Origin of the sequence: Sulfurovum sp. bin170 (assembly GCF_010892395.1) — a bacterium.
Taxonomy (GTDB): Bacteria; Campylobacterota; Campylobacteria; order Campylobacterales; family Sulfurovaceae; genus UBA1140.
In genome coordinates, this window is sequence record NZ_JAACKB010000076.1 from 1 (window position 1) to 2,913 (window position 2,913).

Below are 2,913 nucleotides of genomic sequence, written 5' to 3' on the forward strand. Positions count from 1 at the left end.
AAGGGTATTATCTCCAAATGATTGAACTTAGAAATGTAACTAAATATTTTAGAACGCCACTTGGTAAAAAATATATACTAAAAGATAGTTCATTTACGATTCCAGAGGGTAAGAATGTGGCGATATTGGGAAGAAATGGAGCAGGTAAATCTACACTTATGAAAATGTTAGGACAGATAGATTTTCCCAATAAGGGGAAAATAGTGACAGATAAGAACTTCTCTTGGGTTATGGGTGTTGGTGGAGGATTTGAGAACAATATGACAGGACGAGCAAATGTCAAATTTGTCTGTCGTATTTATGGCAAAAGTAAAAAAGAGATTGATGACTCGATATCTTTTGTTAAGGAGTTTTCTGAATTGGGTGACTATTTTGATATGCCCATAAAAACCTACTCATCTGGGATGAGGTCGAGGCTTACTTTTGGTTTGAGCTTGGCATTTGACTTTGATTATCTGCTGATAGATGAGACGCTATCTGTGGGTGATGCGAGGTTTCGTAAAAAATCTAAAGAGGCGTTGATGAAGAAAATTGAGACATGTAATGTGCTATTGGTGAGTCATGATATGGGAACACTTCGTGATATTTGTGATGTGGGGATTGTTTCGCATGAGGCTAAGTTATACTATTTTGATAATGTTAATAAAGCAATCGAGATGTATAATAATATTAATAAGTAGGGATAGAGTGTGAAAATTTTAAAAAAAACAAGATTTATTCTCTTTTTTCTGTTGCCTTTTTTTGTATTATCTTCTTATATTTTATTTATACAGACAGAGTTATATAAATCAGCATCCACCGTTCTTATTAAAGATTTGAAACAGAGTTCAACCCCAACTGATATGTTAACGGCACTGATGCCAACTAGTTCATCCAATATTCAAGACTCTAAACTGATAGAGAAGTTTATCTATTCAACAGAGATGTTTAAAAAAGTGGATAAGAAGTTCTTTTTAAAAGCACACTACATGAGTTATAAAATTGATTTTTTACAGAGAATGTACAGCTTCTCATCCTCTGAAGACTTTCTAAAATTATATAAAAAGAGATTGGTTATATCTTATGATGAACTCTCTAATACGCTTGATATTGCCTGTCTCCATACAGACCCAAAGAGTGCCAAAGATATGCTACAATATATTGTTATTGAGGCTGAGAAGAAACTTAATATGTATGATAAAGAGAATGGAAATGAGTTATTGGATTTTATTAAAAATCAAGAGGTGCAGAATAAAAAGATACTTTTGCGTTCGATAGAGACTCTTTTGACATATCAAAATGATCATAAAACTATTGATCCCTCTATTGATATACGAGCAAAAAGTACAATTCTTGCAGAGATAGAGAGAAAGGTCGTACAAAAAGATATAGAGTATGCTAACCTAAAGCAGTATATGCACACCAATAGCATAGAGTTAAAGACACTAAGAGCTGAGATTGGAAGTCTCAAAAAAAAGCTAGATGAGATACGAAATGAGTTATCAGGTGTGAGTAAAAATGAACTGAATGAAGACCTTTTTGAGTTTGAAACGCTCAAAAGTGATGTGGAGTTTAACAAGGAACGATACAAGCAGACCTTGATTCAGCTGGATATGGCGATGATACAAGCTACCCAAAATGCGAAGAATTTTATTGTCATTACCAAACCGACACTAGCAGAAGATTATAGCTCTCCTGATAAGGTTAAAAATATTGTTACACTATTTATGGTTCTATTCATGATTTATGGTATTATATCCATGATATACTCTATCGTTAAAGACCATAGAGATTAGAAGGAGAGAGATGAAAAGGATACTGATTTTTCTATTTTTGATAGAAGTTCTTATGGGAGTTGATTTGGTACTTGATGATAACTCTAATGGTGATTTTACTAAAAAAGAGCTACAAAATGAGAAGATATACTTTGGAAAGAGACTGTTTCAAGGTGCATTTAAGGATAATAGACAGCTTAAATATAGTCCTAACTATCTTATTAATATTGATGATACTGTATCTATCAAACTTTGGGGTGCTTATGAGTATGGAGCAGAGCTAAAGGTTGATTCTAGGGGAAATGTATTTATCCCTAAGGTTGGAACAGTTCATCTATTGGGGGTAAATAGCCAAGAGTTAAAAGATGTAGTATCAAAAAGAGTAAGGAGTGTTTTTAACAAGAGTGTTTCAGTATATGCAAACCTGAACTCATATCAACCAATATCTATATTTGTAACAGGTGGAGTTAAAAAGCCTGGACTATATGAGGGCTTCTCCTCAGATTCGGTTCTGCAACTTATTGACAAAGCAGGTGGTATTATCGATGGAGAGGGGAGTTATAGGGCTGTTACTGTTCTTAGAGCTGATGTATTAGTTAAAAGGTTTGATCTATATAAATTTTTGTTAGATGGTAAATTAGGACTATTTCAGTTCAGGAGTGGTGATGTAGTTAAAGTAGATAGTCTACAAAATAGAATAGAGGTGACAGGAGAGGTTAGACGACCATATATATTTGAGTTGAATGCAGAGAGTGTTACAGTTGGTGAGCTTATGCAGTTTGTTCTACCCAAAGCTAATGTTACACATTTCATGATTACTCATTGGAGTAATGGGTTGGAAAAGGTTGATAAATATCCGATAGGTGATAAGTATAGAGTATTTATGAAAAATGGTGAAAAAATTCACTTTATATCGGACTATTTAAAAGATAATTTAAGTATAGAAATAGATGGAGAGCATGGTAATTTGCATACCATGACCCTGCAAAAAGGTACAACGCTAAAGAGTCTACTTTCAAATATTATTATGACTCCTATATCTGATGCCAGTGCAGTACAGCTCTATCGTAAAAGTATTGCGTTACGGCAAAAACAGCTTATCTCTGCGAATTTAAGAGATTTAGAAGCAAGAGTGTTGACAACAGGTTCTTCTACAACG

3 protein-coding genes are annotated in these 2,913 nt (G+C 33.7%); all 3 read left to right on the forward strand.

The genetic code is table 11. The features are described 5' to 3' along the window. A partial coding sequence (locus GSY74_RS01820; protein ID WP_255494458.1) for an ABC transporter ATP-binding protein occupies positions 1-680 on the forward strand: 680 nt, incomplete at its 5' end. 9 nt (positions 681-689) lie between these two features. After that, entirely contained in the window at positions 690-1,775 is a 1,086-nt protein-coding gene (locus GSY74_RS01825; protein ID WP_164663412.1) for a hypothetical protein, read from the forward strand. 10 nt (positions 1,776-1,785) lie between these two features. Further along, positions 1,786-2,913 (forward strand): polysaccharide biosynthesis/export family protein (locus GSY74_RS01830; RefSeq protein ID WP_164663413.1); only part of this gene is annotated, 1,128 nt, incomplete at its 3' end.